Below are 23,097 nucleotides of genomic sequence, written 5' to 3'. Positions count from 1 at the left end.
ATCCGGGCGTTTTGTTTATTTTGCGTTATTAACAGTAAATTAATTCACGTTTTCAATGATTTACGCGTGTAACAATCCGAAACGAACAGTGATTTGTCGTGGCACGTACATGTGCGTATGTATGAGGCTGGGTAGAGGAAAACATTGACTTTGCCGGTCCTTAAAACCGGCTTGAAAAACTTGAACGGCGCTTCATGAAGCGGCGCGGTTTGCAAAACAAGGCACATACGCATGACTATCGGACTGCTCGGATTTCAAACGACTATCGCAAATGCTGTTCAGCTCAAGGGCATTGGCGTGCATTCCGGCAATCCGGTTTCGATGACCTTCCAGCCTGCAGAAGCCGGAACGGGCATCGTGTTCCATCGCCTTCACGAGAATGGCAGTGTAACCGAGTTGAAGGCGGTGTCTGCCAATGTCGGCAATACCGACCTGTGCACCGTGCTCGGCCGTTCGCTATCCCAGTCAGTGGCAACGATCGAGCACGTCATGGCCGCCATCTACGCCATGGGCCTCGATAACCTCGTCGTTGAAGTTGACGGTCCGGAAGCGCCGATCATGGATGGCAGCTCCGCACCTTTCATTGAGGCGATCGAATCGGCCGGCATCAAGAATCTCGGTGCAAAGCGCCGCTATATTCGCGTCATCAAGCCGGTTCGCATTGATTCGGGTGCATCCTGGGCAGAGTTCCGTCCCTATGACGGCACGCGGTTCGAGGTCGATATCGATTTCGACACGCCGCTGATCGGCAAGCAGTCCTGGAAGGGCGACCTGACGGCGGATACGTTCAAGAACGAGCTTTCGCGCGCCCGTACCTTCGGTTTCATGCGTGACGTGGAGCGCCTGTGGGCCGCCGGTTATGCACTCGGCTCCTCGCTTGAAAATTCGGTTGTCATTTCCGACGACAACAGCGTCATCAACATGGAAGGCCTGCGTTACGCCAAGGATGAATTCGTCCGCCACAAGACGCTGGACGCCGTGGGCGACCTGGCGCTTGCCGGCGCACAGTTCATCGGCTGCTACCGCTCCTATCGCGGCGGCCACAAGGTCAATGCGAACGCGCTGAAGGCTCTCCTGAGCGACCGCACGGCCTATGAGATCGTCGAGGCTCCGGCCGCCCGCAATCAGGTACGTGCCCGCGAATTCGTTCCGGTCAACATGCCGGAATTTGCCCCCTGGTCGGCCTGAGTTTGTTTGCAGGCTATTGATTGACAGGAAAAGCCGCTCCGCTTCGGGGCGGCTTTTTCGTAATGCGGGCGAGATGTTTCCCAATATCGCCTGATATTCATGCGATTGCGCGGGCGGATGCCATAAAAATGCGTTAATGCGTCATCATTGCGTTGCCCTGCGGATGCTTTTATGGCTAGAAACGCCAGTGCAAAGCCGATGCTTATGTATTTGCGCGGGAAGTGGGAACTGTCGAATGAAGCATGTAGGGTCTGGTGCAATGAAGGGTACGATGCGGGGGATCGCCGTTTCGTTGATGTTGGTCGGTGCGAGTGTCGCCGTCACGGCCTGCCAGTCCGATCCGGATATCGACATTACCAAGCTCGGCGTTGAGACCGATCCGCCTGACGTTCTGTACAAGCAGGGGCTTGCCAACATGAACGCCGGCAACATGACCGAAGCCTCACGCAAGTTCGAGGCGATCGACAAGCAATATCCCTTTACCGAATGGGGCCAGAAGGCTCTGGTGATGCAGACTTTCATCGCCACGCGCACCAGCAAGAACGACGTGGCCATCGCATCGGGCAGCCGCTTCCTGCGCCAATATCCGCGCTCCAAGGATGCTGCCTACGTTCAGTACATGATCGGTCTTGCCTATTCGAAGCAGATTTCCGACGTAACGCAGGACCAGCGCGCCGCGCAGCGCACGGTCGAGGCGATGAACAAGGTGGTCAACGACTATCCTGATTCGGAATATGTCGCCGACGCGCAGGCCAAGATCCGTTTCGCGCGCGACCAGCTCGCCGGCCGCGAAATGCAGGTCGGTCGTTATTATCTTGAGCGCAAGGAATATCTCGCCGCCGTCTCGCGTTTCCGCATCGTCGTCGAGCAGTACCAGAACACCAACCAGATCGAAGAAGCGCTGGCGCGTCTGACGGAAGCCTATTACGCAATGGGTCTTTCCGACGAGGCGCAGACTGCGGCCGCCGTTCTCGGTAACAACTATCCCGACAGCCAATGGTATGCGGATTCCTACAAGCTGCTGAAGGGCGGCGGGCTGGAGCCGCGTGAAAACAAGGGGTCCTGGATTTCGCGTGCCGGCAAGAAGCTTATCGGCGCCTGAGACAGGGCATAGGCCATGCTGGTCCAGCTCTCGATACGCGATATCGTTCTGATTGAAAGGCTCGACCTCGGCTTTGAGGCGGGCCTTTCCGTGTTGACGGGTGAGACCGGCGCGGGCAAATCCATTCTGCTCGACAGCCTGTCACTCGCACTCGGTGGCCGCGGCGATGGCGGCCTGGTGCGCCATGGGGAGGAGAAGGGGCAGGTTACCGCCACTTTCGAAGTCCCGAACAGTCATCCCACGCGGCTTCTCCTGCGTGAAAACGGTCTCGATGATGATGGCGACCTGATCTTCCGCCGCGTGCAATCCGCCGACGGGCGGACCAAGGCCTATATCAACGATCAGGCCATCAGCGTGCAGATGATGCGCCAGCTCGGGCAATTGCTGGTCGAAATTCACGGGCAGCATGATGATCGCGCCCTTGTCGATACCGATGCGCACCGCACGCTGCTGGATGCCTTTGCCGGGCTCAGCGACGATGCCCGTGCCGTGCAGGGTTTCTACCGGACATGGAAGGACGCCGAGCGGGCGTTGAAGACCCACCGCGCCAAGGTGGAGGCTGCTGCCCGCGAGGCTGATTATCTGCGTTCCTCCGTCGAAGAGCTTGAAGTGCTTTCGCCACGTGACGGCGAGGAGGACGAGCTTGCCGACCGCCGGGCGATCATGCAGAAATCCGAACGTATTGCTGGCGATATCGCCGAAGCAAGCGAGTTCCTGAACGGCAACGCTTCGCCTGTGCCGATGATTGCTTCGATGATGCGGCGTCTGGAGCGCAAGAGCCACGAGGCACCGGGATTGCTGGAAGACACCGTGCAATTGCTGGATGCCGCGCTCGACAGTCTTTCCAACGCGCAGATGGAAGTGGAGGCGGCGCTGCGCCGCACCGAGTTCGATCCGCGTGAGCTGGAACGGGTGGAGGAGCGGCTGTTTGCGCTGCGCGCCGCCGGACGCAAATATAATGTCCCGGTGCCTGATCTGCCGGCGCTTGCGGAAAAAATGGTCGCGGATCTTGCAGATCTCGATGCGGGCGAGGAAAAGCTCGGCAAACTCGAAGCCAATCTCGGCGTCGTGAAAGCCGATTTTGACCGTGAGGCGAAGTCGCTTTCCGAAAAGCGACGCCATGCGGCAAATGCACTTTCCGAGGCTGTCATGGCCGAGCTTCCGGCGCTCAAGCTGGAGCGGGCACGCTTCACCGTCGAAGTCAGCTCCGATCCGGAGCAGGCGACGGCTGATGGTATCGACATTGTCGAATTTCACGTCCAGACCAATCCGGGAACGCGTCCCGGCCCGATTATGAAGGTTGCCTCGGGCGGCGAACTGTCCCGTTTCCTCTTGGCGCTGAAAGTGGCGCTGGCGGATCGCGGTTCCGCACCGACGCTGGTTTTCGACGAAATCGACACGGGCGTCGGCGGGGCTGTGGCGGATGCCATCGGCCAGCGGCTGCGTCGCCTGTCGAAGACCGTGCAGGTTCTGTCAGTCACCCACGCGCCGCAGGTGGCCGCGCGGGCGGCGACGCATCTCCTCATTTCCAAGGGTCCTTCCGGCGACGGAAGCGAGCGTATCGCCACACGCGTGGCGACGATGGAGCCAAACCACCGCACGGAAGAAATCGCCCGCATGCTTGCCGGCGCTTCGGTGACCGATGAGGCGAGGGCTGCGGCCGCCCGCCTGCTTGCCGCCAAGGATTAACGGCTGACGGCCACCGCCACGCCGGAGCCGATCATGACCCCGCCAGCTGCCCGGTTCACCCTGCGGACGATTCTCGGCTCCCGCAGCAGCTTTCTTGCCCGCACGGCAAGAACAACATGACCGCCGATAACAATCGCCTCCACCGCGACGATGACGGACGCCAGCGCCAGAAGGTGATCGACGGTCAGCGAAGCGCCGACGACGTTTGGCAGCAATGCCACGTAAAAGAGCGGCATCTTTGGATTGCCGAGGTTAAGTGCGGTTCCGGTCGCGAATATCGAGATGAGACTACGGCCGCCATTCATGGGTTGCAGATCGGGAACGACAGGTTCCGCTGTCCAGAGCTTAAAGCCCATCCAGATCAGATAGGCCGCGCCGCCATAGCGTAGCACCGCCATAACCGTCCCCATTTCGGCGGCGAGGATGGACAGGCCGAAGGCTGCAAGTGTGAGGAAAATCAAGATCCCAGCGACAGTCCCGGCCCCATAGGCGAGGCCGGAGGCGGCGCCATGGGTGATGGTGCGGGCGACGATGGTCATATTGTCTGGTCCGGGGCTGGCCGCGAACACGAAGAAGGCTGCTGCAAAGGCAATGAGGGTGGTGAGTTCCATGGGGGCTCCGGCATCCGTTTCATCCGGATGTTCAGAATAGCGGATTCCCCCCTGTTGAAAAGCGAGGATGGTTTTGTGTTTGCCAATAATTCGCTAAAAGCATTGCAGATTCATCCGTGAGGCTTCTTCCATGTCGAAAGACCAGACACCCGTCGAAAACCTGACCGAGCTTGAGGCCTCTTCCGAACTTGCGTTTCTGGCGGCCGAGCTTGCTCGCCATGATGCGCTCTACCATGGCAAGGATGCGCCGGAGATTTCGGACGCGGACTATGATGCGCTGAAGCGGCGCAACGATGCCATCGAGGCGGCGTTTCCGGCGCTGGTGCGGGCCGACAGCCCGTCGAAGAAAGTCGGCTTCACACCGCTTCCGACCTTTGCGCCGATCGTGCATGCGCGGCCAATGCTCTCGCTCGACAATACGTTTTCCGAAGAAGATCTGCGGGATTTCGTCAGCTCCGTCTATCGCTTCCTCGGACATCTGCCGGATGATTCCATCGCTTTTACCGCCGAGCCGAAGATCGACGGCCTTTCCATGTCCATCCGCTACGAGAAGGGCAAGCTGAAGACGGCCGCGACGCGTGGCGACGGCACGACGGGCGAGAATGTCACCGCCAATATCAAGACCATCAAGGAAATTCCGAACGAACTGCCTGCCGATGCGCCCGATGTGGTGGAGGTGCGCGGTGAGGTCTATATGGCCAAGAGCGACTTCATGGCGCTCAATGCGCAGATGGAGGCCGACGGCAAGCAGACCTATGTGAACCCGCGCAACACGGCCTCCGGTTCGCTACGCCAGCTTGACGCCAATGTGACGGCGAAACGCAAGCTGCGGTTCTTCGCCTATGCGCTCGGCGAAGTCTCGAATGGCGGCCAGCCGGCGCGGATTGCCGACACACAATATGGCATAGTCGAGAAGTTCCGGGACTGGGGTTTTCCGGTCAATCCGCTGATGAAGCGATTCACTTCGGCCGAGCAATTGCTTGAACATTATAATGAAATCGGCGTTGCGCGACCCGACCTCGATTACGATATCGACGGTGTGGTCTACAAGGTCGACCGGCTGGACCTTCAGGAACGGCTTGGCTTCCGTTCGCGCAGCCCGCGCTGGGCCACCGCGCACAAGTTTCCGGCCGAACAGGCCTTCACCACGGTCGAGAATATTGAAATCCAGGTAGGGCGCACCGGCGCGCTGACGCCGGTTGCGCGTCTGACGCCGATCACCGTCGGCGGTGTCGTCGTCACCAATGCGACGTTGCATAATGCCGATTACATCGAGGGTATAGGCAATAGCGGCGAGCGCATCCGTCCTGAAGATCATGACATCCGCATCGGCGATACCGTCATCGTGCAGCGTGCAGGTGATGTCATTCCGCAGGTGCTGGATGTGCTTCTGGAGAAGCGCCCGGCCGAGGCGGTGAAGTATGCGTTTCCGGAGAAGTGTCCGGTTTGTGGCAGCCATGCGGTGCGGGAGCGCAATGAGAAGACCGGCAAACTCGATTCGGTCACGCGCTGCACCGGCGGTTTCGTCTGCCGGGCGCAGGCGGTGGAGCATCTGAAACATTTCGTCTCGCGCAATGCCTTTGACATAGAAGGGTTGGGCACCAAGCAGATCGACTTCTTCTTCGAGAGTGAGGATCCCGCACTGTCGATCAAGACCGCGCCTGATATCTTCACGCTGAAGGCGCGGCAGGAGGCGTCTCATCTTACCAAGCTCGAAAATATCGACGGTTTCGGCAAGGTCAGCGTCAAGAAACTGTTCGATGCCATCGATGCCCGCCGCGAGATCGATCTTCACCGGCTGATCTTCGCGCTCGGCATTCGTCATGTGGGCGAAACCACGGCGAAGCTTCTGGCGCGCTCCTACGGCACCTATGAGCATTTCGAGGAGGCCATGAAGGCGGCCGCCGATCCGGCGAGCGATGCCTGGGCCGAGCTCAACAGCATCGATGGCATCGGCGAGGTCGTGGCCCGCGCCATCATCGAATTCTACAAGGAGCCGCGCAATCTCGATGTCATCGACCGGTTGATACGGGAGTTGCAGCCGAAGGAGGCCGAGAAGCCCTCGACGGAAGGCAGCCCAGTGGCCGGCAAGACGGTGGTATTCACCGGCTCGCTCGAAAAATTCACGCGTGACGAGGCGAAGGCTCGCGCGGAAAGTCTGGGCGCCAAGGTGGCCGGTTCCGTATCGAAGAAGACGGATATTCTGGTAGCCGGGCCGGGGGCAGGTTCAAAGCTTGCCAAGGCGGCGGAGCTGGGTGTGCAGACCATGGACGAGGACGAGTGGCTGGCGCTGATCGGCGGCTGAGGCACCGTCATCGCCGCGTTGTTCTGCACCGCTACTGGTCTCATCCTGAAACGGGGAACGGGACATGGATGATCGCATCGTCATCTCTACGCAGCAGGTTCGAGCGCTGATCGCAGGCCAGTTTCCGCAATGGGCGGCGCTCGATGTCAGGCCGGTAGAACTGAGCGGCTGGGATAATCGCAGCTTCCGCCTCGGTGAGGATATGCTCGTTCGCCTGCCAAGCGCTGAGCGTTATGTGGCGCAGGTGGAGAAGGAGCACCGGTGGCTACCGGAACTTGCGCCTCTTTTGCCTCTTCCGATCCCGGAGCCACTGGCGCTCGGCAAGCCCGGAGAGGATTATCCGTTTTGCTGGTCAGTCTATGGCTGGCTTGAAGGCGAGCCTCTCGCCCAGCATCTCGGGCATATCGATCTTCCAACCATAGCCGTTGATGTGGCGGCGTTTTTGAAAGTCCTGCATGGCATCGATGCCTCCGATGGCCCGCTTGCGGGTGAGCACAATTTCCACCGCGGCGGGTCGCTTGCAGTCTATGACGGCGAGGCGAGGGCGGCGGCGGCGCGTCTTGACGATGAGATCGATCGCGCGCTGGCCATGGAGATATGGCAGCTTGCCCTTTCCAGCCGCTGGCAGAGGCCGGGCGTCTGGGTGCATGGCGATATTGCAGAGGGCAATCTGCTCGTCAAAGATGGCCGCCTTTCAGCGGTCATCGATTTCGGCAGCTCCGGCGTTGGCGACCCGTCTTCCGATCTCATTCTCGCATGGAATGTGCTCGATACGGAAAGCCGAGCCGTGTTTCGCCGGGCACTGGATCTGGATGATGCCACCTGGCAGCGCGGACGTGGCTGGGCGCTGTGGAAGGCGCTGATCACGCTTGAAGCGCAGCGCGGCCGCAACGAACAAATGGCCGAATGGTCGCGCCGGACCATTCGGGAGGTGTTTGCGGATCATCTATCTGCCTGAAACATCAACGCAGACGCGCCATCACATAGGCGTCGACATATTTGCCGTCGCGATACGCATCGTTGCGCAAGGTGCCTTCACGTTCGAAACCGAATTTCTCATAAAGCCGTATGGCGGCGGGGTTGTCGGTGAAGACGTTCAGTTCGATGCGGCGGATGTCGTGCCAATTGTCGGCCGCATCGATGAGCGCCGCCAGAAGCCTTGAACCAACACCCTTTCCGGCGAAATCGTCGTGAACGGACATCGCAAGATCGGCGACATGGTACTGTCGGCCGGCTCTGCGGTATAATCCGGCGTTTCCGATGAGTTTCCCATGCCAGTCCGCGACGATGGCAATATCGGTGGGAGCTCGGTTCTCTATTGATTTTCTCGTCTTTTCAACCGTCTGAAAAGGTTGCCGAAGGGTACCGTGCCGGACGCCGGGCAGGTTGAGCATTTCGGTCAAGGCTTCGACGTCTTCAAGCCGGGTCGCGCGCAGGACAACGTCCTTCAGATCAAATGGCTTGTTTGTAATATCCGCTGGTTTCATGTTCATGCCTGTCTCCTTGTGGCGCGTTCGGAGCAGGCGTGACACCCCTGCTCTTATCGGCAGGGGTGGATGTTGATCGCTCAGTGCGCGGACATGCCTCTCCCTGCCGGTTGACCGGTAATCGTCATGTGGCGGGTGGTTGTCGTCTTGATAGCGATCATGAAGGGGAGAATGCTTTTACGATCTGTCACTGTCAAGCGGGTGCCTTGCGCAGGAAATCTCTTAGTTTTGCCGGCAGCCTGCCGTCGATTGCCGCAAGGCCGGCCGCGATCATCGCCATGCCTGCGAAATGCTTGATTTCCAGCTGTTCGCCGAGAATGAGCGAACCGAGCAGGATGGCGCTGACGGGGATGAGGAAAGTGACGAGCGCGAGGTTGGTGGCGCCGGCTGTGGCGAGAATGCGGAAGAAGATGAGATAGGCGAGTGCCGTCGACAGCAGGGCGATGCCGATGAGCGCCCCCCAGGTGCCAAGGCTCGGCATGGCAAGCGTCCATGGCTTGTCGATGAGGAGAGCAGCCGGGATCAGCATCAGCGTCGAAGAGGATATCTGGCCGGTGGCGGTCATCAGCGGCGGCACGCCCATGGCCTTGAAGCGGCGGCCGAATATGCCCGCGAAGGAATAGGAGATGGCCGCGCCGAGAATGGCGATCTGACCCCAAAGACTGGAGGCCGCGCCGCCGAAGGCTGCCGGGCCGATCATGGTGGCCACACCGACAAAACCGATGAGAACGCCGGCCAGCTTGTTACCGGTCATCTTCTCGTCGGCGGTCAGAAAATGGGCGACGATGACGGTAAAGAGCGGCGTCGTCGCATTGAGGATCGAGGCCAGCCCGCTGGCAATATGGGTCTGGCCCCAGACGATCAGGCAGAAGGGAATGATGTTGTTGAGCAGCCCCATGCCGAAAAAGGCGCGCCATACGGCCCATTGGCGCGGCAGGTGAAGACCCATGATGCGGCAGACGATAAGAAGCGCCACGGCCGCCATGCTGACGCGCAGCGTGACGATGGTGACGGGCGGCAGTTCCTTGACGGCGATGCCGATGAAAAAGAACGATCCGCCCCACAGGAGCGAGAGCGCGACGAGCATCCCCCATTCGCCGGCATCCATCTGTTTCTGTATCGCCATCTTCGTCTCCCAAGGGCATGAATTCTGACATTTTTGCAGATCGGATCGCCGCCATCCACCCGATATGGGTTGAGTTCACCTCAATTGGATATTCGCGGTTTCCGGTCGCTTCGCGTCCTGTTGCTTCTATTTACTCCCCGTTTTATGGTGTTTTCAAACGATAGTTTCTCGTCAGATAATTGAGCTGAGCTAAATCATGGCAATGGAGCTTCCGTCCCTGAAAGGATTGCAGGCCTTCGAAGCTGCCGCGCGATATCGCAGCGTCACGCTTGCTTCCAACGAGTTGAATGTCACCCCCGGCGCGGTCAGCCTGCAGATCAGGGAGCTCGAAGCCCGGCTTGGCGTACAGCTGTTTGTCCGCAAACCACGCAGCATCCAGCTGACGCGTGAGGGCGAGCGTTATTACGGCTCCCTTCGCACCGCATTCCGGATGATGCGCGAGGCGACGGCGGAACTGACGGCGCGATCCGAGATTACGGTGTTGACGCTGAGCTGCACGCCGACATTTGCCGTGCAATGGCTGATGCCGAGGCTGCCCGGTTTCCAGCAGCGACACCCGCATGTGGATGTCCGCATCAGCGTCACCAACCGGCTGGTGGATTTTTCAAGGGACGATGTCGATCTGGCCGTGCGGCATGGTTTCGGCCGATATGAGGGGCTGGAGAGCATCCGCTTCATAGATGACAGCACCTTGCCCGTCTGCTCGCCGCAGCTTTTTGAAAAATACGGGCCGCTTCGGGTGGCGGGCGATCTGCAATCCGTTCCCCTGCTGCACGACGAAAACCGTAACGAATGGCGGCGCTGGCTCGAAACGGCGGGGGCGAGAGAGGTCGACGCTTCTGGTGGCACCGTGTTTATCGACAGCAATGGCGCGCTGGATGCGGCCAAGGCCGGACATGGTGTCGCCCTGACACGGCGCTCGCTTGTTTCCCGTGAGCTTGCCGAGGGCGCGCTGATTGCACCCTTCGGCACGGATATTGCCAGCACGCTTGCCTACTTCCTCGTCTACCCACGACGAATGCTGGATAATCCCGATCTCGTGACGCTCATGGACTGGATGCTTTCGGAAGCAGGTTCGGGCGAAGTCGGTTCTCTTTGACGCCAATCCGGTTTATGCCGGAATGAAACAACGGGAATCACTTTTGAAAACTATCGCCATCGATTTTGAGACCGCCAATGAGGAAAGGGGCAGCGCCTGCTCCGTCGGACTTGCGTGGATAGAAGACGGTGAGATCGTTCGCGTCGAGGAACGGCTCATCCGGCCGAAGGATATGCGGTTTTCGCCCTTCAACATCGCCGTGCATGGGATTCGGCCTGCCGATGTCGAGGACGCGCCGGAATTCCCTGATGTGATGGAGGAGTTCATCGACGATTTTCAGGGCGCCACGATGATCGCCCACAATGCCGCCTTCGATTTCAGCGTCATGCGCGCCTCCTTCGACAAATACCGGCAGTCCTATCCTGACCTTTCCTATCTGTGCAGCGTCAAGATCGCCCGCCATGTCTGGCCGCAGCTGGAATCGCACAAGCTGAATGTGATCGCCCATCATCTCCAGTTGCGTTTCGTGCACCACAATGCCGCCGAAGATGCCGTCGTCTGCGCGGCGGCTTCAATTGCGGCGGCGAAGGCGCTGCGTGTTTCCCATATCCGTGACCTGCCGGAAAAGATCGGCATGGTCGCCGGCCGTCTCACATCCAGCGGCTATCAGCCCTGCAGCATGAAAAAACGCGTCGTCTCCCGGGTTGCGTAACTCTTCCCCGCACTTATGTTTGAAGCAGCGTAACGGAGAAGATGCGATGACGATGAAAACTCTCTCGGGTTTGTTTGCGGGCTTTCTGGCGTTGCTTCCGGTGACAGCGGCGCATTCGCAGGTCGTCGGTGAGGTTGGCGTCGACTGGATCGGCAATGATATCGTCATCGAGGCGATCGCCGATCCCAAGATCAAGGGCGTGACCTGCCATGTCACCTATTTTTCGCGCGGCGTCATTGATCGGCTGAAAAACGGCAACTGGTTCGAAGACCCTTCGAACAATGCCATTTCCTGCAGCCAGACGGGACCGGTCGAAATCGGCGACATCGATCTCTCCAAGGGTGGGGAAGAGGTTTTCCGGCAGGGCATGTCGCTGGTCTGGAAGAAGCTCGTCGTCAGCCGCGTTTACGACAAGGCGAATGACACGCTGATCTATCTCGTCCATGCGCGGGAACTCACCGATGGTTCGGCCAAGATGGCGATCTCGACGGTGCCGCTTTATAATCAGCAGGTGACGTGGGAGAAGGGCAAGCCATGAGGTTGCCGACCCTCAACCGTCATGCCGGACTTGATCCGGCATCCAGTCACGGCGCGCCTGCGCCGTGAAGAGTCTTACGCGATCAAGGACTTGATCGCACTGGACCCCGGATCAAGTCCGGGGTGACGGAGCTTTACTGAAACGGGACTGCCAAATTGAACATCCCGCCGCTTATACGGCGCTGACGTAAACGGTAGCCCGGCCCGATCAGGCCGCTTCGCGCGCCAGCTCGTCGGCGATGACCGTATCGAGGTTGAGGAAGCAGACCATGCTCTTTTCCAGCGCAACGATGCCGCGGCAGAAGCTGCGCTGTTCTTCCGGGATGATATCGGGCGCGGGCTGCAAGTCCTCGGAGCGGATGGTCATCATGTCGGAGACCTGTTCCACCAGAAGTCCGACCAGCTTGCCGCCGATATCGGTGACGATGATGGCGGAGCGTTCGGAAGGCTCGGTCATTTTCATGCCGAGGCGGCCGGCCATGTCGATGACGGGAATGACGGCGCCGCGCAGGTTGATGAGACCGAGAACATAGGGCGGCGTGTGCGGCATCGGGGTGACCGGCGCCCAGCCGCGAATTTCGCGGATCGCCATGATGTCGATGCAGAATTCCTGATCGCCCAGATGGAAGGAAACGATTTCGAGATATGCGCCGGATTGCTTGATGGCGTTGGACATGACGGCAGGTTTCCTCTGGTGGCTCTGAGCCAGGCCTCTGCATGAATTGAGCTTTATGCGGTGGCCGGAATGAACCGGGAGACATCATGTCGGGGCTTTGAAAACCGCTATGGTCATAATGCACAGCAAGATTTTAAACTTTCCCTAACAATTGCCGCGCTCCAACCTGCAAAACCCGGTATTTTGGCGGTTTTCGCGCCCGCGCAAAAAGGTTATGATGGAGACATGAACGCGCTCGTTTCCAATCCGCTGAAGTTTATTCTGGCAAGTCTTGCCGTTGCGGCTTCGCTTGCCGTCGTGCTTCTTGCCTTCGATGGCTGGGTGCGCCACAGCACGGATATTTTCCTCTCCACCGTGCAAAGCGGAATTGCCTGGTGCCTGTAAGCCTCTTCGCATTCCAGGCTTTGTGACAAATCAGCGCGGTAGGCGCAAAAACGCCCAGTTGATTTGCGGTCGCCGCTGCCGTTCGTTATCAGACGACAAGGCCCGCAATATCCAGCCGGCCTTTCGGGGTAGGATTGGACAATGAGAAATATTCGCATCGTATTGTGGGCCGTGGTGATCGTTCTTGCCGGTGTCGTCAGCTGGTTGACGATCGAGATGACGAAGACCCGTGAGGAAATGATTGAAACGGCCTATGGCGTGCCGTTTGAACTCACGGCGCAAAACGGCCAGCCAATCACCGAAAAGGCCTTTCAGGGCAAACCGACCGCGCTGTTTTTCGGTTTCACCCATTGCCCGGAAGTCTGCCCGACAACGCTGTTTGAGCTGAACGGCTGGATGGAGAAGGTGGACCCGGCCGGCGACAAGCTGCAGGCCTATTTCGTCTCCGTTGATCCAGAACGCGATACGCCTGAGATCATGCAGCAATATGTTTCCAACGTTTCGAAGCGCATCACCGGCATCACCGGCCCGGCCGACAAGATTGCCGAAACGCTGAAGGGCTACCGCATCTATGCCAAGAAGGTGCCGGTGGACGAGAAGGATCCGAATGGCGACTACACCATGGATCACACCGCGTCCGTCATCCTGCTCGACGCCAATGGCCGGTTTTCCGGCACCATCGCTTATGGCGAAAACCCCGAAGTCGCCGAGCAGAAGCTCCAGAATCTTCTGAAGGGCTGATAGAGGCGGCATAATTGCGCCAGGCTTATTGGACTGGCGCAGCTTTTGTGGCAAAGGCAAGCACAGGACCATTAAAGCGCGTCGCCATGCGGCACGCTTTAATTTTTGTTTCGACGCATGCCTTCTTCCCAAAACCGCTGCACATTTTTGGGAGGCATGCTCTAGCCAGAGAAGGCAGCCTGCCGTGAGTGAAATCCGACTTTATGTCACCACGACCGAAATTAAGGCCGGTGAAATCCTCGATCTCATGTCGGACTATTTCGGCGAGGAGGATATCGCGATCGCCACCACCGAGGTGGATGAAAAGCGCGACATATGGGAAGCCTCGGTTTACCTCATGGCCGAGCAGGAAGACGAATATCGCGAGCGCGTCAGCGCCCTGCTTGCTCCGGCCTTTCCCGGTCTCGTCATCGAGAAGGAGATCGTTCCGGATGTGGACTGGATCGCCAAGTCGCTCGAGGGGCTGAAGCCGGTGCGGGCAGGACGCTTCATCGTTCATGGGGCGCATGATCGGGACAAGGTGCGGGCGAACGATCTGGCAATAGAGATCGAGGCGGGACAGGCTTTCGGCACCGGTCATCACGGCACGACGGCGGGTTGCCTTGAGATGATCGAGGAGGTTCTGCGGGCGCGGACCGTGCGCAATGCGCTTGATCTCGGCACCGGCAGCGGCGTTCTGGCAATTGCGGTGCGCAAGATGCGTCCCATTCCCGTACTTGCGACGGATATCGACCCCATCGCCGTCAAGGTGGCGAAGGAGAATGTGCGGCTGAACGGCATCGTCTCCGGGATGGCGCTGGAGACCGCGCCGGGCTTCCACTCGGACGCTTTCCGCAAGCACGGCCCGTTCGATCTCATCATCGCCAATATTCTGGCGCGGCCGCTCATCAAGATGGCGCCGCAGCTCGTCACGCATCTGGCACCCGGCGGCACCGTCATCCTGTCCGGCATTTTGGCGTCACAGCGCTGGAAGGTGCTTTCCGCCTATAATGGCGCCCGGCTTTCCCATGTCCGCACCATCTGGCGCAACGGCTGGGTCACGCTGCATCTGCGCAAAGACTGAACCAGCGGCAATATTCCTTTCAGGCAAAAGAAAAGGCGGCGCTTTCGCGCCGCCTGGAAACCCGCGAGCACATGGGAGGAAAGTTGCTCAAGCAGGTCGACGTATTCCTGGTGAGACGCGGTGGAGGGAGGATCGCCGCGCCCGACGTGATCAGAATACGTAGCTGGACTTCGCCTTGCGACGCAGATCGGCGCGGTTCATGCCGAGCGCTTCGAGCGACTTGTCGTCGAGGTTCAAAAGTGCGGCGTTGACGTGACGGCTGACCTGACGCTCGCGTGCTTCAACGACGCGATCGAAGGCGTTGCGGAGGAAAGACTTTGCCATTGCTTCAAATCCTTGTTTGCCAGGAGAGTGTTTCTCTCGCTGTGTTGATCTGAAGATAAGCGATGTGTTTTTGTTTAGTTAGAGGGAATGCCTCAGGGTAGGTATGCGATTAATGCATTGCTCTCTGTTTCCAGTATTACTTAAATCGCAAAATATGCACAATTTATCACCGCAATCGGTTCTGTCATATATGGCTTGAAACCGGGTTTGCCCGCATGGCATTGTCCTTGCGCGCCAATGATTTGCCGGCGTGACCGAACAGCTTTCCTCATGACAGTTCCCGAAAGACGCCCATGTTCCAGACCTTCGAAAACAAATCCGCGCCGCAATTCGGCAAGGCCCGCGTCGAGGCGCTGCGCGCCGGTTTCGACTCCCTCGGCATCGACGGTTTCCTGGTGCCGCGCGCTGATGAATATCAGGGAGAATATGTACCGGAATCCTCCGAGCGCCTGTCATGGCTGACCGGATTTACCGGTTCTGCCGGTATCGCGCTGATAACGCGCGCAGAGGCGGTGGTGTTCGTCGATGGCCGGTATACCACGCAGCTCAAGTCGCAGGTTGACCAATCGGTGTTCAGCGGCGGTGATCTGGTCGGTGCGCCGCCCCCTGTCTGGTTGTCCGAGCACGCGACCGGGGGCTTTCGGCTGGGCATCGATCCCTGGCTGCATACCGGAGCTGAATTGAAGCGGCTGGAAAAGGCTGTTGCGGCCAAGGGCGGCTCGGTCGTCCTGCTCGAAAGCAACCCTCTCGACGCCCTGTGGCAGGATCGCCCTTCCGAACCGCTGGAACCCGTCGTCATCCAGCCGGAGGCCTTCACCGGCAAGCTGGCGAAGGACAAGATCGCCTCGCTGGCGGAGACGGTATCGGCCAAGGGCGCGGATGCCCTGCTGGTGACCGATCCTTCATCCATTGCATGGATTTTCAATATTCGCGGCAATGATGTGCCGCACACGCCACATCCGCTTGCCCGCGCCATCATCTATGCGGATGGCAAGGCGGATATTTTTCTCGACAAGCGCAAGACCGGTATCGAGGCAGAGGCTTATCTGGCGCAGCTGGCAACACAATTGCCGCCGTCGAAGATCGCTGATCGTCTGCACGCCATTGCCAGTGCCAAGGGCCGCATCATGGTGGATGCCGATCTGGCGCCCGTGGCGCTGACAGGAGCGATCACGGCGGCGGGCGGCACGTTGATCGAGGAGGCGGATCCCGTTCGCCTGCCGCGTGCATGCAAGAACGAAGCGGAGCTTGCCGGCTCTGCTGCCGCCCATGTGCAGGACGGTGCGGCCATGGTTGAATATCTCTGCTGGCTGGATCAGCAGCAGCCGGGCAGCGTCACCGAAATCGCGGCTGTGAAGGCCCTGGAGGCAGCGCGGGCCAAGGTGGGGCAGGGGCTGCAAAACCCGCTGAAAGACGTGTCTTTCGACACGATTTCGGGTGCTGGCGCACATGCAGCCATTATCCACTACCGTGTCACCACCGATACCGACCGGACACTTGCCGATGGCGAGATGTTCCTCGTCGATTCCGGCGCGCAATATGTCAACGGCACCACGGATATCACCCGTACCGTGGCGATTGGCAATGTTCCGGAAGAGCAGCGGCGGTTCTTCACGCTGGTGCTGAAGGGCGTGATCGCCATCAGTGCCGCACGGTTTCCGAAGGGTACGCGTGGCTGCGATCTCGATCCGCTGGCGCGCATCGCGCTGTGGAAGGCCGGGGCGGATTATGCCCATGGCACGGGCCACGGTGTCGGTTCCTATCTTTCGGTGCATGAGGGGCCGCAGCGTATCGCAAGGCTTTCGACGCAGGAGCTGCTGCCCGGCATGATCCTGTCGAATGAGCCGGGTTATTACCGACCCGGTGCCTTTGGCATTCGCATCGAAAACTTGATCTATGTGCGCGAGGCGGAAGCGGTGGCGGGCGGCGACCAGCCGATGTTCTCTTTCGAGACTCTGACCTGGTGCCCCATTGATCGCAGGCTGATCGTGGTGGGGCTGCTGACCGACGATGAGCTTGACTGGCTCAACGCCTATCACGCCGGCGTTCTGGAAAAGCTGTCGCCCTTGATCGCAGACGAGGATGTGAAGGCGTGGCTCGTCGCCGCCACGCTTCCATTGACGCGGGTGGCTTAAAACAGCGACGAGTGCCTTATCGCAATGACGATTGCCCAGCCGACCGCCAGCATCGTCAGGCCGGGGAAACGCAGGCAGACCAGAAGTGCCGCCACCATGCTGACCTTGACCTCGTATCCGCCTTCGAAAAAGGCGGGTGCGACCAGCGTGGTCAGAACGGCAACGGGAACGGCGTTCAGTCCCGCCTCCATGCGCGGCGGGATGGATTTCATCCGCGTCATCAGAACATAACCGCCGATGCGGGTAAGATAGGTGGCGATGGCGGCGAGCGCGATCAGGATCAGTGTATCGGCGTGCAGAAAATCGCTCATGGCGTTTCCACCTTGCTTTCAGGGTTGGCCTCGCCGCTCGGTTTCGGCGGGTAGAGAACGGCAACGAGAATGCCGGCAAGCGCGCCGAGGCTGACATGCCAGGGCGAGCCGACGATGTGATAGGCGACCGTTGCGCCGAGTGCACTTGCCAGCATCACCGGGTAGAAGTTCTCGCGCTGGCGAAAACTCAGGACCATACCCATGAAATAGATCGGCAGCAGCACATCGAGACCGATGGCTTTCGGATCGCCGACCATGTTGCCGAGCGACGCGCCGACAATCGTCATGACGAGCCACAGGACATAGACCGGTGTGGCAAAGCCCATATACCAGGCAAAACCGACCGTGCCGGTATTTTCATATTTCCTGACCGATTCGGCGAATTGCGGATCCACCAGCACGAAGAAGCCCGCCGCTTTCTGCAGGAAAGACCAGTTTGTGATCATTCTGGCGATGGCGGCCGAATAGAGGATATGGCGGAAATTGACGGCGAAGACCGACAGGACGATCAGCCAGGGCGCGACCTTCTGGCCGAACAATTCGATGCCGACAAGCTGGCTGGCGCCAGCATAGACGGTGCCGCTCATGATCGTGGCCTCGACGATGCTTAGGCCGTTATCAACTGCAACTGCACCGAACAAGGCACCGAAGGGGGCGGCGGAAAGGGCGATCGGAAAGCCGGTCTTCAATCCCTCGCGAAAATCTGTATTGGACATTTTTGGGAACTCCTTGCCGCCGCTCTATCGCCGTCCCGTCTGGCTGGCAAACAAATTGCATGAATGGATCGATTGATTCCCTTGAAGCATCCGTTACGTTAGCTGCATCCCGGCGCATCGGCGCCCAACTCACGAATTGACGGATGATGAATGCTTGAGAAGCAGGAAAAGGTGGTCTTGGCCGCGCGTATCAAGGACTATCTTGCCCGGGAAACGGAAACCGAGATGGGTCTGCTGCAGGCGGAAATCTTCGTGGAATTTCTGGCCGAAGAGGTTGGATATGTCTTTTACAATCAGGGCCTCAAGGATGCGCATGCCGCGATCCTGAGGCGTCTGGAGGATGCGGCGGGCGATATCGACGTGCTGGAGAAGCCGAGGCTGCGCTGACGGCGCTTCCCTTCCTCATCCCTGTGCTTGTCACATGGATCCAGCCAGCCCAAGTCCTTGGGGTGAAAGGAGTCCTCTCGTCGCGCAGACGCGCGTCGGCTGGATTCCTGTGACAGGCACAGGAATGAGGGGATGCGCCGTCACAAGAAATTCTTGGATCGTGTAGGTGGAATTCGATTAAACGTGACGGGCTTCAGTCGCGCAATATGTCGCGGCTCCTGAGAATGGCCACGCCTTTTTCCCGCATGGTCGCAATCGACGCCTTTATGCCCTGTGGATCGATGCCGCGGCTCGCATCCTCGATGAAACGCACCTTGACATCGGGTAGCATGTCGAGCGCATCGAGCACCGAGAAACTGACGCAATAATCGGTGGCGAGGCCGCAGACATCGAGCTGCGTTACGCCCTGGCGGGTCAGATAATCGGCAAGGCCGGTGGTTGCCCCCTGATCATTGTCGCGAAAGGCGGAATAGCTGTCGACGGCGGGGTTTTCGCCCTTCTGCTGGATGTAGTCGAAGGCGTCTGTCTTCAGATCGGGGTGGAATTCCGCATCCGGCGTGCCCTGCACGCAATGGTCCGGCCACATCATCTGCGGTTTGCCGGAGAGTTCGCCCATGTCGAACGGTTTCTTGCCGGGATGCTGCGAGGCGAAACTGCCGTGATTTTCCGGGTGCCAGTCCTGCGAGGCGACGATCAGGTCATAACCGCCATTGTCGATCAGGGCATTGGCGACCGGCACGACCCTGTCACCCTCGGCAACGGCCAGATTGCCGCCCGGGCAAAAGCCGTTCTGGATATCGATGAGCAGCAGCGCCTTCATGATTTTCCTCCCTTATTTGCGGGCAGGATGCCAAGCCGGCACTGGCGGATCAAGTGCTCTTTCAACGTTTGTGCCGGCGTGACGGCGTTACGGCAAAGCGGTATCCGTCGTTTTCCTGCCGCATTTGCAGCAAATTTCCGGCCAAGTCGGAATTTACCTGACGATGCGGCGACGGAAACTTTAAAGGCCGATGACGCCCTTGAGGGCATTTTTCCGGGACGAGGCGGTGCAGATGCACGCCTTATCCACGCAAGTCATTGTTTTGCCTTCGCCCGATAATGCGCAGACCTTAACGAATTATTTTTGCAGGGACTCGTAAACACTTTGGTTACCATAATTCGTCATGCTTCGAACCAGTCAGTTCCGAAACAGGCGTGGTGTCCGCCCGCTGTTCGGATGCCCCAAAATCCCTCCGGCGTTGTCCGGTTGTGCGTGAACGGTTCGAGTAACGAGTATCATGGCGTTTTCTGCTGCGGCCTATAATGGCGCCGGTCCTGCCCGGTCGTCCTGCCTCAAGAAAGGCAAATCCTCTTCGCTTGGCCGAATGGCAGCACTGCTTGGCGGCGGCGCCTTTGCCGGCTTTTTTGCCTTTGCTGCCTTCGCCTCGCTTCACGGCATGGCGGCTGCTTCACATGGCGTCGGACAGTTTGAAAAGACGCTGGTGGCCAGGCTTGATTCCGCGGAGACGGCGATAGACCGGGCTGTTGCACGGGATATTCATGTCCGCAAGTTTTCCCGTCTGAGTGACCACAGCCATGGCCAGCAGAAGGCTGTCCGCCTTGCCGGCATGATGCCCGAGATCGGCGCGAAGGAATTCGGCGAGCGTTTCGGTGCGGCTGCGAATGCGAAAGGGCAGGCGACGGTCAAGGAGCTTGCTGCGCTCCGGCCTTCGGCAATTGTCGATTCCGCGCTTGGGCGTACCACCGAGGTTGCCTATCAGAGTGCTGCTTCGCATCCGGCATTTGAAGTGGCGCTGGCGCGTCCGCAGATCGAGGAAGAGGCGAGCAGTCTGCTTCCGGACGACGTGCCGCTCCCGAGCTTCAGGCCCGAGGTGGCGGCTGCCGAGACCGTGGAGCCATCGCCGCGTCCCGCTCTCTCCAAGGCCGCCGTTGCTTCCGCACCTGCTTTCGATGCGCCTGTTCCCCTGCGTGCGCCGCAGCCGCCGAAACAGAGCACCGGCGCCATGCTCGCCTTTGCAAAGCCTGATAATCCGATGCGCGAGCCGAGCAAGATGGATGCGGTTCCGTGGCCGGATCGCGGCAACGGCACGGCGATCTACGATATCTCCTCCGGCGTCGTTCACATGCCGAACGGCGAGAAGCTGGAAGCGCATTCCGGCATCGGCAAGATGCGCGACAATCCCGACTATGTTCACGTCAGAATGCGCGGCTCGACGCCGCCTTCCAGCTACAGGCTGACAATGCGTGAGGCGCGGTTCCATGGCGTCGAAGCCATTCGGCTGACGCCGGAAAACGGTGTCAATCCGCATGGCCGCGATGGCCTTCTTGCCCATACTTACATGCTGGCGAAACGCGGCGAATCGAATGGCTGCGTGGTGTTCAGGGATTATTCCCGCTTCCTTGCGGCCTTCAAGCGCGGCGAAGTGAAGCGCATGGTGGTAGTGCCGAAGCTAAACGGCAATCGTCCGACACTCGCCAGCAGCGGCGGAAAAAGCGGTGGCAAGACCCTTCTCGGCATGTTCTCACGCGGCAGCGATTCCTGATTTTACATTCTCTTCCCGGACGGTGCTCTAGCGGCCGCGCCGCTGCGTCAGCACCATGCCGCCGAGGATCAGCAGAATACCGAGCGCGCTTGCCCAGATTTCCGGTGGATGATCGCTGAAGAGATCAAGGACGACGCCTGACACCATCTGGCCGCTGATGACCAGAAGTGCCGTATTGACCGCGCCGATGCGGGGGATCAACCAGCTTCCCGAAGCGATGAAGACAACACCGATCGGGCCGCCGATAAAGGCGAGCCAGGGTGCGTCTGCCGCACCTGGCGGAATGAGACCGCCGACGATGAGGCCGATGACTGTCAGCACCGCAAACCCGACGGCATGGTTCCAGAAGGAAGCAATCAGCGGTGAGTTGGACAGGCTGAGGCGGCCGTTGATCTGCCGGCTGAGCGCCACGAAGACGCCGCCGGTGAAAGCCATGGCGATCCAGACGATCATGCCGTTCTCCCGACCAGAATGATGAGCGCGCTGCCGCAGAGGATCAGCGCCACTGCTGCCATGTCACGTAGATCCGGCCGCCGTTTGGGCAGGCCGAAAAGGCCGAAAAGATCGGCCAACAGGCTGAAGATCACCTGTCCGCCGAGACCCAGCGCGATGGTGCCGGAGAGCGCCAGCGGCGAATTGACGGCGGTGGAGGTGAGGATGACGATGGCAGCGCCGACGACACCCCCGCAATAGGCCCAGAGCGGTGCCCTCGGCTTTTCTGCCACGCTCGCATCTTTCTTCGGGCGCCTGATGGCGAGATAGATCAGCGCCGCCACCGTGCCGGTACCATGCGCCGTCCAGGAGGAAAACAGCGCGTTGCCATAGTGGGCAAGCTGACCGTTGAAATGCACCATCAGGGTCAGAAGGCAGCCGCTGGCGAAAGCGGCGGCAAGATGCAGCGGGTTGAGGCGGGAATGCGTCGTTTCTGTCATGGCGGGCCGGGGAAAGCTGAAGATGGAAACGAGCTTTAGCCGATATGGGCCTGAAGCGGAATCGAATTGCGCCTTTTCACTGCCTCAAGGCGACATTATCCTGTGTGCTGCGGAACAAGCGATCCGGCCACGCATTATTCCACCATGAAGAAAACGACGCGCAAACCATTGAACCGGATGACGATTTTCGTCATTTCGATTTTCATTCTCGCAGCCGTGATTGCGGCGGTCTATCTCGTCGGCTTCACGCCAGGCGAAGTTTAAGCCGGGGCTGTCAATTGCTGGCGGGAACGGTCTTGCCCTTGCCGCGCTCCAGCGCAACGCTCAGCCTGGCGATGGCGAAGCGGAGGCCGCGCAGGAGGAAACGGCTGGTTTCCAGATAGGCGCGATAGGGCAGCACGGTGAAATAACGCCAGCGGGGCAAACGGTATATGCGCAGATTGTTCTGGATCTGGCTTTCCCCGTCCGCATCCTGCGTGGCGCAGAGCGGATAGATGAAGGCGCCCTTCAGGCCCGCGAGATATTCCAGATCGAACGCGATATCGTAGGCCAACCGCATGGGGATGAGCTTCGATATCCACTTGCCGGCGCGGCGGTTGACGAGATAGGCGCCCGAACCCTTTTCGCGCGTCAATGCGATCGCGAGCGAGCGGCCATTGGAAAGCGGGCGGAAGGGGAATTTACGGCCGTTGCTGACCGTCGTCAGCCGCAGCAGATCCCAGTCGCCGCCATTCAGCACCGCCTCATCGATAGCGTTGATAAAATCATTGTCGAAGACGACATCATCTTCGAGGATGAGCGCGATATCGGCATCGCCGTCCATGAACCGGTTGGCGCAGGCCACATGGCTGAGATAGCAGCCGATTTCCGGCGGCGAGGTGCGGCGGCCATGCATGAGCATGTAGGACATTTCGCTGAATTCCGGGATCGGATAATTCAGTTCGCGGCCATTGACGCCCGGAACGCGTTCCGCCTTCAGCCCGATGGCGTCGAGGCGTGCGTTCATGTCCTCGAGGCGCTTGGTGGCGCTATCCATATTGATCAGGAAAACGGCAAGCTTGCGCTGGCTTTTCGGTAAGATATGCAAAG

At 59.6% G+C, this 23,097-nt stretch carries 25 protein-coding genes; 14 read left to right on the top strand and 11 right to left on the bottom strand.

Features of this window, described 5'->3' with window-relative positions:
- The first annotated feature begins 231 nt into the window (after positions 1-231).
- The 3 genes from lpxC (at position 232) to recN (ending at position 3,979) form a co-directional block, all read left to right on the top strand.
- Positions 232-1,188 carry a UDP-3-O-acyl-N-acetylglucosamine deacetylase gene (gene lpxC, locus OK142_RS10915; RefSeq protein ID WP_498682713.1) on the top strand — a complete coding sequence of 319 codons (957 nt, stop codon included), beginning with the start codon at positions 232-234 and terminating at the stop codon, positions 1,186-1,188.
- A 235-nt stretch (positions 1,189-1,423) separates the two neighbouring features.
- Positions 1,424-2,290, top strand: a complete 867-nt coding sequence (locus OK142_RS10910) for an outer membrane protein assembly factor BamD (protein ID WP_313611941.1) — start codon at positions 1,424-1,426, stop codon at positions 2,288-2,290.
- A 15-nt stretch (positions 2,291-2,305) separates the two neighbouring features.
- Positions 2,306-3,979 (top strand): DNA repair protein RecN, encoded by a 1,674-nt coding sequence (recN, locus tag OK142_RS10905; RefSeq protein WP_082182640.1) that lies wholly within the window; start codon positions 2,306-2,308, stop codon positions 3,977-3,979.
- On the opposite strand, the gene OK142_RS10900 is transcribed toward recN, so the two are convergent.
- Positions 3,976-4,590, bottom strand: a complete 615-nt coding sequence (locus OK142_RS10900) for a LysE family translocator (protein WP_137037957.1) — start codon at positions 4,588-4,590, stop codon at positions 3,976-3,978. The two genes, recN and OK142_RS10900, sit on opposite strands and share 4 nt — an antisense overlap.
- Positions 4,591-4,720: 130 nt before the next feature.
- On the opposite strand from OK142_RS10900, the gene ligA reads away from it, so the two are divergent.
- Both ligA and OK142_RS10890 read left to right on the top strand, forming a co-directional pair.
- Positions 4,721-6,895: an NAD-dependent DNA ligase LigA gene (gene ligA, locus OK142_RS10895; RefSeq protein ID WP_498682711.1), complete on the top strand. Its 2,175-nt coding sequence runs from the start codon at positions 4,721-4,723 to the stop codon at positions 6,893-6,895.
- A gap of 64 nt (positions 6,896-6,959) precedes the next feature.
- Entirely contained in the window at positions 6,960-7,853 is an 894-nt protein-coding gene (locus tag OK142_RS10890) for an aminoglycoside phosphotransferase family protein (protein ID WP_498682710.1), read from the top strand.
- Positions 7,854-7,857: 4 nt separating this feature from the next.
- On the opposite strand, the gene OK142_RS10885 is transcribed toward OK142_RS10890, so the two are convergent.
- The gene (locus tag OK142_RS10885) at positions 7,858-8,388 is read right to left on the bottom strand and encodes a GNAT family N-acetyltransferase (RefSeq protein WP_035242238.1); all 531 of its coding nucleotides are present in this window, start codon (positions 8,386-8,388) and stop codon (positions 7,858-7,860) included.
- A 187-nt stretch (positions 8,389-8,575) separates the two neighbouring features.
- Positions 8,576-9,508 (bottom strand): DMT family transporter, encoded by a 933-nt coding sequence (locus OK142_RS10880; protein ID WP_313608301.1) that lies wholly within the window; start codon positions 9,506-9,508, stop codon positions 8,576-8,578.
- 196 nt (positions 9,509-9,704) lie between these two features.
- On the opposite strand from OK142_RS10880, the gene gcvA reads away from it, so the two are divergent.
- From gcvA to OK142_RS10865, 3 genes are read left to right on the top strand one after another with little or no spacing between them, the layout of a single operon-like run.
- Positions 9,705-10,607 (top strand): transcriptional regulator GcvA, encoded by a 903-nt coding sequence (gcvA, locus tag OK142_RS10875; protein ID WP_498682708.1) that lies wholly within the window; start codon positions 9,705-9,707, stop codon positions 10,605-10,607.
- A 43-nt stretch (positions 10,608-10,650) separates the two neighbouring features.
- Positions 10,651-11,259 carry a 3'-5' exonuclease gene (locus OK142_RS10870; RefSeq protein WP_137037954.1) on the top strand — a complete coding sequence of 203 codons (609 nt, stop codon included), beginning with the start codon at positions 10,651-10,653 and terminating at the stop codon, positions 11,257-11,259.
- 46 nt (positions 11,260-11,305) lie between these two features.
- Positions 11,306-11,797 (top strand): CreA family protein, encoded by a 492-nt coding sequence (locus OK142_RS10865; protein WP_498682707.1) that lies wholly within the window; start codon positions 11,306-11,308, stop codon positions 11,795-11,797.
- Positions 11,798-12,004: 207 nt separating this feature from the next.
- Here the strand turns inward: OK142_RS10865 and OK142_RS10860 are convergent, their stop codons facing one another.
- Complete coding sequence (locus OK142_RS10860; protein ID WP_003522339.1) at positions 12,005-12,472, bottom strand: chemotaxis protein CheW; 468 nt, start codon at positions 12,470-12,472, stop codon at positions 12,005-12,007.
- 69 nt (positions 12,473-12,541) lie between these two features.
- On the opposite strand from OK142_RS10860, the gene OK142_RS10855 reads away from it, so the two are divergent.
- The 3 genes from OK142_RS10855 (at position 12,542) to OK142_RS10845 (ending at position 14,660) form a co-directional block, all read left to right on the top strand.
- On the top strand, positions 12,542-12,856 hold the full coding sequence (locus OK142_RS10855) for a hypothetical protein (protein ID WP_498682705.1): 315 nt from the start codon (positions 12,542-12,544) through the stop codon (positions 12,854-12,856).
- Positions 12,857-12,997: 141 nt separating this feature from the next.
- Positions 12,998-13,597 (top strand): cytochrome oxidase assembly protein Sco, encoded by a 600-nt coding sequence (sco, locus tag OK142_RS10850; RefSeq protein ID WP_003494931.1) that lies wholly within the window; start codon positions 12,998-13,000, stop codon positions 13,595-13,597.
- Between the two features lie 184 nt (positions 13,598-13,781).
- Entirely contained in the window at positions 13,782-14,660 is an 879-nt protein-coding gene (locus tag OK142_RS10845; RefSeq protein WP_498682704.1) for a 50S ribosomal protein L11 methyltransferase, read from the top strand.
- A gap of 150 nt (positions 14,661-14,810) precedes the next feature.
- Here OK142_RS10845 and OK142_RS10840 read toward each other — a convergent pair whose 3' ends face one another.
- Entirely contained in the window at positions 14,811-14,984 is a 174-nt protein-coding gene (locus OK142_RS10840; protein ID WP_003494935.1) for a hypothetical protein, read from the bottom strand.
- A gap of 293 nt (positions 14,985-15,277) precedes the next feature.
- Between OK142_RS10840 and OK142_RS10835 the strand changes: the two genes are divergently transcribed.
- Positions 15,278-17,119, top strand: coding sequence for an aminopeptidase P family protein (locus OK142_RS10835; RefSeq protein WP_498682703.1), 1,842 nt, complete (start codon positions 15,278-15,280; stop codon positions 17,117-17,119).
- Here the strand turns inward: OK142_RS10835 and OK142_RS10830 are convergent.
- A complete protein-coding gene (locus OK142_RS10830) occupies positions 17,116-17,430 on the bottom strand; it encodes an AzlD family protein (protein WP_003494938.1) in 315 nt (104 codons plus the stop codon). The genes OK142_RS10835 and OK142_RS10830 overlap by 4 nt on opposite strands.
- Positions 17,427-18,146 carry an AzlC family ABC transporter permease gene (locus OK142_RS10825; protein ID WP_498682701.1) on the bottom strand — a complete coding sequence of 240 codons (720 nt, stop codon included), beginning with the start codon at positions 18,144-18,146 and terminating at the stop codon, positions 17,427-17,429. The genes OK142_RS10830 and OK142_RS10825 overlap by 4 nt, the downstream gene beginning before the upstream one ends.
- Before the next feature lie 150 nt (positions 18,147-18,296).
- Here OK142_RS10825 and OK142_RS10820 point away from each other — a divergent pair, with 150 nt between their 5' ends.
- Positions 18,297-18,533 (top strand): DUF2164 domain-containing protein, encoded by a 237-nt coding sequence (locus tag OK142_RS10820; RefSeq protein ID WP_498682699.1) that lies wholly within the window; start codon positions 18,297-18,299, stop codon positions 18,531-18,533.
- A 193-nt stretch (positions 18,534-18,726) separates the two neighbouring features.
- Here OK142_RS10820 and pncA read toward each other — a convergent pair whose 3' ends face one another.
- Positions 18,727-19,353, bottom strand: coding sequence for a bifunctional nicotinamidase/pyrazinamidase (pncA, locus tag OK142_RS10815; protein ID WP_003494944.1), 627 nt, complete (start codon positions 19,351-19,353; stop codon positions 18,727-18,729).
- A 457-nt stretch (positions 19,354-19,810) separates the two neighbouring features.
- Here pncA and OK142_RS10810 point away from each other — a divergent pair, with 457 nt between their 5' ends.
- Positions 19,811-21,076, top strand: coding sequence for a DUF2778 domain-containing protein (locus OK142_RS10810; protein WP_498682697.1), 1,266 nt, complete (start codon positions 19,811-19,813; stop codon positions 21,074-21,076).
- 27 nt (positions 21,077-21,103) lie between these two features.
- On the opposite strand, the gene OK142_RS10805 is transcribed toward OK142_RS10810, so the two are convergent.
- The 3 genes from OK142_RS10805 to OK142_RS10795 all read right to left on the bottom strand — a co-directional run bounded on the left by OK142_RS10805 (position 21,104) and on the right by OK142_RS10795 (position 23,095).
- A complete protein-coding gene (locus OK142_RS10805) occupies positions 21,104-21,529 on the bottom strand; it encodes a DMT family transporter (protein ID WP_082182626.1) in 426 nt (141 codons plus the stop codon).
- Complete coding sequence (locus tag OK142_RS10800; RefSeq protein WP_498682694.1) at positions 21,526-22,008, bottom strand: DMT family transporter; 483 nt, start codon at positions 22,006-22,008, stop codon at positions 21,526-21,528. The genes OK142_RS10805 and OK142_RS10800 overlap by 4 nt, the downstream gene beginning before the upstream one ends.
- Positions 22,009-22,282: 274 nt before the next feature.
- Positions 22,283-23,095: a glycosyltransferase family 25 protein gene (locus OK142_RS10795; RefSeq protein ID WP_498682692.1), complete on the bottom strand. Its 813-nt coding sequence runs from the start codon at positions 23,093-23,095 to the stop codon at positions 22,283-22,285.
- Positions 23,096-23,097: the final 2 nt, after the last annotated feature.

This window comes from Agrobacterium sp. BT-220-3, assembly GCF_025910175.1.
Classification (GTDB): domain Bacteria; phylum Pseudomonadota; class Alphaproteobacteria; order Rhizobiales; family Rhizobiaceae; genus Agrobacterium; species Agrobacterium oryzihabitans.
Note: the sequence above shows the minus strand (reverse complement) of the source record. Positions and strands in the feature narration are given on the sequence as shown.

Bases quoted from the DNA above. Each gene is read 5' to 3' on its own strand.
- OK142_RS10860 (WP_003522339.1), bottom strand. From the start codon at position 12,472: ATGTCCAACGCCATCAAGCAATCCGGCGCATATCTCGAAATCGTTTCC.
- lpxC (WP_498682713.1), top strand. From the start codon at position 232: ATGACTATCGGACTGCTCGGATTTCAAACGACTATCGCAAATGCTGTT.
- OK142_RS10855 (WP_498682705.1), top strand. From the start codon at position 12,542: ATGAACCGGGAGACATCATGTCGGGGCTTTGAAAACCGCTATGGTCAT.
- OK142_RS10900 (WP_137037957.1), bottom strand. From the start codon at position 4,590: ATGGAACTCACCACCCTCATTGCCTTTGCAGCAGCCTTCTTCGTGTTC.
- OK142_RS10840 (WP_003494935.1), bottom strand. From the start codon at position 14,984: ATGGCAAAGTCTTTCCTCCGCAACGCCTTCGATCGCGTCGTTGAAGCA.
- recN (WP_082182640.1), top strand. From the start codon at position 2,306: ATGCTGGTCCAGCTCTCGATACGCGATATCGTTCTGATTGAAAGGCTC.
- OK142_RS10830 (WP_003494938.1), bottom strand. From the start codon at position 17,430: ATGAGCGATTTTCTGCACGCCGATACACTGATCCTGATCGCGCTCGCC.
- OK142_RS10800 (WP_498682694.1), bottom strand. From the start codon at position 22,008: ATGACAGAAACGACGCATTCCCGCCTCAACCCGCTGCATCTTGCCGCC.
- OK142_RS10825 (WP_498682701.1), bottom strand. From the start codon at position 18,146: ATGTCCAATACAGATTTTCGCGAGGGATTGAAGACCGGCTTTCCGATC.
- gcvA (WP_498682708.1), top strand. From the start codon at position 9,705: ATGGCAATGGAGCTTCCGTCCCTGAAAGGATTGCAGGCCTTCGAAGCT.
- ligA (WP_498682711.1), top strand. From the start codon at position 4,721: ATGTCGAAAGACCAGACACCCGTCGAAAACCTGACCGAGCTTGAGGCC.
- OK142_RS10885 (WP_035242238.1), bottom strand. From the start codon at position 8,388: ATGAACATGAAACCAGCGGATATTACAAACAAGCCATTTGATCTGAAG.
- OK142_RS10890 (WP_498682710.1), top strand. From the start codon at position 6,960: ATGGATGATCGCATCGTCATCTCTACGCAGCAGGTTCGAGCGCTGATC.
- OK142_RS10810 (WP_498682697.1), top strand. From the start codon at position 19,811: ATGGCGTTTTCTGCTGCGGCCTATAATGGCGCCGGTCCTGCCCGGTCG.
- OK142_RS10865 (WP_498682707.1), top strand. From the start codon at position 11,306: ATGACGATGAAAACTCTCTCGGGTTTGTTTGCGGGCTTTCTGGCGTTG.
- OK142_RS10910 (WP_313611941.1), top strand. From the start codon at position 1,424: ATGAAGCATGTAGGGTCTGGTGCAATGAAGGGTACGATGCGGGGGATC.
- OK142_RS10820 (WP_498682699.1), top strand. From the start codon at position 18,297: ATGCTTGAGAAGCAGGAAAAGGTGGTCTTGGCCGCGCGTATCAAGGAC.
- sco (WP_003494931.1), top strand. From the start codon at position 12,998: ATGAGAAATATTCGCATCGTATTGTGGGCCGTGGTGATCGTTCTTGCC.
- pncA (WP_003494944.1), bottom strand. From the start codon at position 19,353: ATGAAGGCGCTGCTGCTCATCGATATCCAGAACGGCTTTTGCCCGGGC.
- OK142_RS10805 (WP_082182626.1), bottom strand. From the start codon at position 21,529: ATGATCGTCTGGATCGCCATGGCTTTCACCGGCGGCGTCTTCGTGGCG.
- OK142_RS10880 (WP_313608301.1), bottom strand. From the start codon at position 9,508: ATGGCGATACAGAAACAGATGGATGCCGGCGAATGGGGGATGCTCGTC.
- OK142_RS10835 (WP_498682703.1), top strand. From the start codon at position 15,278: ATGTTCCAGACCTTCGAAAACAAATCCGCGCCGCAATTCGGCAAGGCC.